This window comes from uncultured Cyclobacterium sp. (assembly GCF_963976465.1).
Classification (GTDB): Bacteria; Bacteroidota; Bacteroidia; order Cytophagales; family Cyclobacteriaceae; genus Cyclobacterium.
On the sequence record NZ_CAXBOC010000398.1, the window covers coordinates 1 to 5,514 of the forward strand.

Below are 5,514 nucleotides of genomic sequence, written 5' to 3' on the forward strand. Positions count from 1 at the left end.
AAATTTACAGATTTCAAACTATAATTACGTCCGATTATTTAAGGGGCCTATACATAAGCAATGAATAATTAGTTACATTATTCTAATGCAAAAATAGGGCTTGAAAGGTATGATTTTACATTTTATTAGAAAATTTTTCATATAATCTTCAATTATACGAATGTTAGACTTTTAAGTTTGACAGTAATCATTGCATGTTTGTAGTTTTAAATTGCCCAAAAAGTATGTAATTGTATGGAACTTTTTATTTAAATACTTGATTAGTTTTGCAAATAAATTCAAAGTAGAGATGAATAGAAACAAGTTGATTTTTCTCATTTTTGGAATCGTTTTTTTGGTTATTATGCTGTGGATAGGTTACGATATGTCCACTAAAACCACATTTCCCGGTTCAAAACCTAATTTGAAAGAAAGGATTGAAAATGAATAGCCTTTCCATGTTTTATGGATCGCCCTAAATATTAATAGAGTTAGCTAATGCATCAACAAAAAACGGATCAATTAATTAATGCCTTAGAAGAGATTGAAATTCGCTGTGAAACGGATATCAATATTCCCTTTAAAAGAAATTTGATTGAAGGAAAGGGAGAAAAGTTACTTTCAGATGGATACAATGATTTAAATGGGGCCGGTGATATTCCCTTACTGAATCAATTGAAGCTTGACTTTAAAATAGAGAAGTTTTTATTTCTTTTTGATGATGCTTATCATTTCAACAGATACAGGCTAAAAACCTTAAAAACAGATGTTTACGATACATTTAAGTTTTCTTGGCATGGCAGTTATTTGCGCATGTGCAGAACTTTTGAAAGAGAATGTCTTTTGTCAGGAGCTCAGGACAGGATTTGGAATGGCCCACCAATAGCCTCAAGATGCTTTGGAAAATCAGAAATACCACCCGACCTTTCAGGAAATGGAGCTGCAGGGTGGAAGTTAAACGCATACAATGATCTTCAATATGACTTGATCAGCAGGTTAATGGGGTACAAACTTATAAGGATCCCTGCTTATGAAAACCTTATGTTGGGAGGTAAGTTGCAACGAATCGATAAATTATTGTTACGACCAAACAGAGAAACCTTAAAATCTGTAGGTACTTGGCTTGTTAGAAAAATGGATTAGTTGAACAAGCCAAAAATTTCCCGGTCAATTTTGCCAACAATGGTGGAAAAATCATCAGGATTATGGACGAAATCCATGTCATCCACATCTATGATTAGGAGTTTTCCGAGTTTATAGCCCGAGATCCAATCTTCGTAGAGGTTGTTTAAGTTTTTTAGGTAAGCAATTTGAATGCTCCGTTCATATTCTCTTCCTCTCTTTTCAATTTGATCTACCAATTTGGGTATGCCTGCCTTCAAAAAAATCAATAAATCCGGAGGATTGATATAATCTACCATGGAGTGGTAAAGCATCCTGTAGTTTTCATAATCCCTCTTGTTGATCAAATTTGACTCATAAAGGTTGGTAGCAAAAATATGGGAATCTTCATAGATCGTTCTATCTTGAATGGTGGAATTTGCATTTTCCTGAATTCTTTTCACTTGATTGAACCTGCTATGTAGGAAGTAAACCTGCAAATGAAAAGCCCATTTTGGCATGTCTCCATAAAAGTCCGACAAATAAGGGTTTTCCTCTACTGATTCAAATTCAATTTGCCAACCATAATGAGCAGCTAGTTTTGATGCCAAGGTGGTTTTTCCGCTTCCAATATTTCCTGAGATTGCGATATGCATAATTTTTACTTGTTTTTTATTGTTTTGAATATAAACCCTATACTATACCATAACATAAAATTAATCTAAAATTGAATTTTCCTGTTGACTTTTGGGGAATCTAGCCAATATTTTATTAATTGATTATGGTTCAACGGGTACTAGATCCAAATGGTTAATTATACTCGATTAATTTTCCATTACCTAAACCTTTTAAATACAATATTTATACCTGATTTAGAGAAGGTAAATGGTAAAAACATTTAACCCTTGGCTTGTAGGCTTTAAGATATTTTTCTTCCGAAATTTCTTAAAATCCCCTCTAATTTTTTTTAAAGGCATTTTTTTTCACTAATTAATTTTGATCAATTACATGTTATTTCAAATTAATTTTTAATTTTAGGAGGTCCTTTTTTAAAAAAATCAAATTTAATGCATGAGCTTGGTTTTTTTCCTATCATGAAATAGTTTGGACATGGCCCATTTTCTCATCCAAAAGTAAACACTATATGAATCAAGAATCCAAAGGAAATGAACAAGAATTAAAGAAGACATTAGGCCCTTTTATGCTGTGGGGTTTGGGTGTCGGATACGTCATATCAGGGAATTATTTTGGATGGAATTTAGGGCTTGCTGAAGGTGGAACATTAGGTGCGGGTATCGCCATATTTTTTATCATAATCATGTATGTTACTTTCACCTTTAGTTACACAGAAATGGCCTGTGCTATTCCTAAAGCCGGAGGAGCTTTTTCATATGCTGAGCGTGGTTTAGGAAAACATTTGGGTTTTTTGGCAGGGATGTCCCAGAATATTGAATTTATTTTTGCACCACCTGCAATAGCTTCTGCCATAGGTGCTTATTTTGGGATATTTTTTCCCGAGTTGGACGCCTTATTGATAGGAGTCGTCGCCTATTTGATTTTTACAGGATTAAATATTGTAGGTCTGCAAGTGGCAGCTACCTTTGAACTATTTATAACAATTATCGCTGTATTGGGATTGTTGTTTTTTGCAGGAGTGACTTTGCCTGCATTCAAAATGGAAAATTTGCAAATCAATGCCTTGCCCAATGGTTATATGGGAGTGGTTGCAGCCATTCCATTTGCTATTTGGTTTTTTCTAGCCATAGAAGGGGTTGCCAATGTTGCCGAGGAGACGATTAACCCACAAAAAAATATATTAAAAGGCTTTGGCTTTGCCTTACTGACATTGGTTATTTTATGTGTGCTTACATTTATGGCGGCCGTTGGTGTTGGAGGCTGGGAAGCCATTGTTTATCCTGATAGTTCCGGAGTTGCTTCTGATTCACCCCTGCCATTGGCCATGGGATTGGTCACGGGTGATAACCAGTTTTATTATCACCTGTTGGCCTTTATAGCGCTCTTCGGCTTGGTGGCGTCCTTTAATGGGATCATTCTTGCGGCAGGACGTACCACCTTTGAATTCGGTCGTGTGGGCTATGCTCCTAAGGCCATCGGAGCGGTAAATAAAAAATTTAAAACCCCAGTCAATGCCCTTATTTTTAATATGCTGATCGGGATTATTGCTTTATTTACGGGCAAAACCGGGGAAATAATCACGATTGCTGTGTTTGGTGCCTTGTGTTTATATATATTGTCTATGCTTGCTTTTCTCAAGCTAAGAAAAAATGAACCGGAGCTGGAAAGACCTTTTAAGGTGCCCTATTACCCTTTGTTTCCTATGATAGCCCTGATCATTGCTAGTCTTTCACTAATTGCCATGATCATTTATAACTTTAATTTGGCCGTGATTTTTTTCGCCATGCTATTAGGAGCTTATTTATTCTTTGTATTATTCCTTAACAAGACAAAAACTTCATGAAATTAAGTAAAGAAGAAGTCAAATCAAGTTTAAAAAACAGTTCATTTAATAAAGTAAAATTAGCCATTGTGGACATTGATGGAGTCCTCCGCGGGAAAGTTGTTTCTCTGGACAAATTCTTTTCCATATTGGATGGAGGATTGGGATTTTGTGCGGTTGTCTTTGGCTGGGACATGCAAGACAAATCCTATGACAATGTATCTGTTACTGGCTGGCATACCGGCTATCCCGATTTTCAAGCCAATATTGATTCTTCTACCTACAGAAAAATACCATGGGAGAATGACCTTCCCTTCTTTTTGGCTGATTTCAGTAATGACAAGGAAAATGGGGCCTTAGTTTGTCCAAGAACCTTATTGAAAAATGTGCAAAAGGAAGCATTAGAGGCTGGTTTTATTCCTCAATTTTCTCAAGAATTTGAATGGTTTAACTTTGAAAGTACACCCGATGGTTATGAAAGTAAAAATTGTGCAGATACCAAACCCATGACCCCGGGAATGTTTGGCTACTCTATTTTAAGGTCATCCTTGAAAAGTGATTTCTTCAATGACTTGTTTGACCTGTGTCATAAATTTGACATTCCATTGGAAGGCTTGCACACAGAAACTGGTCCGGGTGTTTATGAAGCTGCCATACAATACAGTGATGTTTTATTGGCAGCTGACCGTGCAGTACTATTCAAAAGTAGTGTTAAAGAAATTGCCTACAAACACGGTGTCATGGCTACCTTTATGGCCAAATGGTCTGAGGAATTGCCTGGAAATGGTGGACATGTACACCAAAGTATTTGGGACATGGACCTAAAGAATAACTTGTTCTATGATGCCAATGCAGAATGGAACATGAGTAGTACCATGCGTCATTACGTGGCAGGTCAACTTAAATGTTTACCCTATATTTTGCCAATGTTTGCCCCCACTATCAATAGTTACAAGAGGTTGGTAGAGGGAGCCTGGGCACCTACCACTTTGACATGGGCAAAGGACAATAGAACCACAGCTTTAAGAATACTTTCCGGTGGAGCTAAATCTACTCGTCTAGAAACCAGGGTTATAGGATCCGATGTTAACCCTTATCTGGCCATGGCAGCTTGTCTGGCTTCCGGCTTATATGGTATTCAGAACAAATTGGCTTTGGATAAACCTGCCACCGTAGGCAATGGTTATGAAGATTATTCCAATGGTTCAATTCCTTCCTCACTAAAAGAAGCCACAGAGGCCATGAAAAATTCAAGCATTGCCAAGTCATTGTTTGGAGAGGCCTTTGTCGATCATTTTTGCAAAACGCGCGAATGGGAATGTCGCGAATTTGCCTCCAATGTGACAGATTGGGAAAGGAAACGTTATTTTGAAATTATTTAATCTCGACTTCAATACATTTAATCACTATAGTTTTCATTTATCATAATGGATATTCTTCAAAAATATAATTTTAGTTTTCCTACGACCATAAGATTTGGTGTAGGTGTTATCAGTGAACTGGCTGATTATTTAAAGCAAAATCAATTGTCTCGGCCACTATTGGTAACTGACCCAATTGTAAGAGAACTCGATTTCTTTAAAAGAATAGAAGCTCAATTGAGTCAATCAGGTTTGTCTGTTGAGGTTTTTTCTGATGTTCATAAAAACCCTGTCAAGTCAGATGTTCTTAAAGGTAAGGCTTCGTATCAGTCCACCGATAGAGATGTAATTGTAGGCATTGGAGGTGGAGTGGCTTTGGATGTAGCAAGGGCAATTGCCTTAAGCATTAATCACCATAGTGATCTATTTGTTTATGATGATTTAATTGGGGGAGATAAATACGTAACCGAGCCAATTCCACATTTTGTTACCGTACCTACCACTTCCGGTACTGGGAGTGAAGTAGGAAGAAGTGCCATTATATCTGAAGATGAAAGCAAGAAGAAAAGAATACTATCCGATATGGGTGGTTCATTCTATGCGCCCGAGAAAAAT

5 protein-coding genes are annotated in these 5,514 nt (G+C 36.7%); 4 read left to right on the forward strand and 1 reads right to left on the reverse strand.

Annotation, left to right across the window (positions count from 1 at the left end):
- Nucleotides 1–477: 477 nt before the first annotated feature.
- Complete coding sequence (locus tag AAC037_RS18800; protein WP_339904753.1) at nucleotides 478–1,122, forward strand: hypothetical protein; 645 nt, start codon at nucleotides 478–480, stop codon at nucleotides 1,120–1,122.
- On the opposite strand, the gene AAC037_RS18805 is transcribed toward AAC037_RS18800, so the two are convergent.
- Nucleotides 1,119–1,736 (reverse strand): deoxynucleoside kinase, encoded by a 618-nt coding sequence (locus AAC037_RS18805; RefSeq protein WP_339904754.1) that lies wholly within the window; start codon nucleotides 1,734–1,736, stop codon nucleotides 1,119–1,121. The two genes, AAC037_RS18800 and AAC037_RS18805, sit on opposite strands and share 4 nt — an antisense overlap.
- A 488-nt stretch (nucleotides 1,737–2,224) precedes the next feature.
- Here AAC037_RS18805 and eat point away from each other — a divergent pair, with 488 nt between their 5' ends.
- From eat to AAC037_RS18820, 3 genes are all read left to right on the forward strand, one after another.
- Nucleotides 2,225–3,559, forward strand: a complete 1,335-nt coding sequence (gene eat / locus AAC037_RS18810) for an ethanolamine permease (protein WP_339904755.1) — start codon at nucleotides 2,225–2,227, stop codon at nucleotides 3,557–3,559.
- Nucleotides 3,556–4,920, forward strand: a complete 1,365-nt coding sequence (locus AAC037_RS18815; protein WP_339904756.1) for a glutamine synthetase family protein — start codon at nucleotides 3,556–3,558, stop codon at nucleotides 4,918–4,920. The genes eat and AAC037_RS18815 overlap by 4 nt, the downstream gene beginning before the upstream one ends.
- A 45-nt stretch (nucleotides 4,921–4,965) precedes the next feature.
- The coding region (locus tag AAC037_RS18820) for an iron-containing alcohol dehydrogenase (RefSeq protein WP_339904757.1) at nucleotides 4,966–5,514 on the forward strand (549 nt) is incomplete at its 3' end.

Excerpts from the sequence above, each read along its gene's own strand:
- AAC037_RS18800 (WP_339904753.1), top strand. The coding sequence starts at position 478 with ATGCATCAACAAAAAACGGATCAATTAATTAATGCCTTAGAAGAGATT.
- AAC037_RS18805 (WP_339904754.1), bottom strand. The coding sequence starts at position 1,736 with ATGCATATCGCAATCTCAGGAAATATTGGAAGCGGAAAAACCACCTTG.
- eat (WP_339904755.1), top strand. The coding sequence starts at position 2,225 with ATGAATCAAGAATCCAAAGGAAATGAACAAGAATTAAAGAAGACATTA.
- AAC037_RS18815 (WP_339904756.1), top strand. The coding sequence starts at position 3,556 with ATGAAATTAAGTAAAGAAGAAGTCAAATCAAGTTTAAAAAACAGTTCA.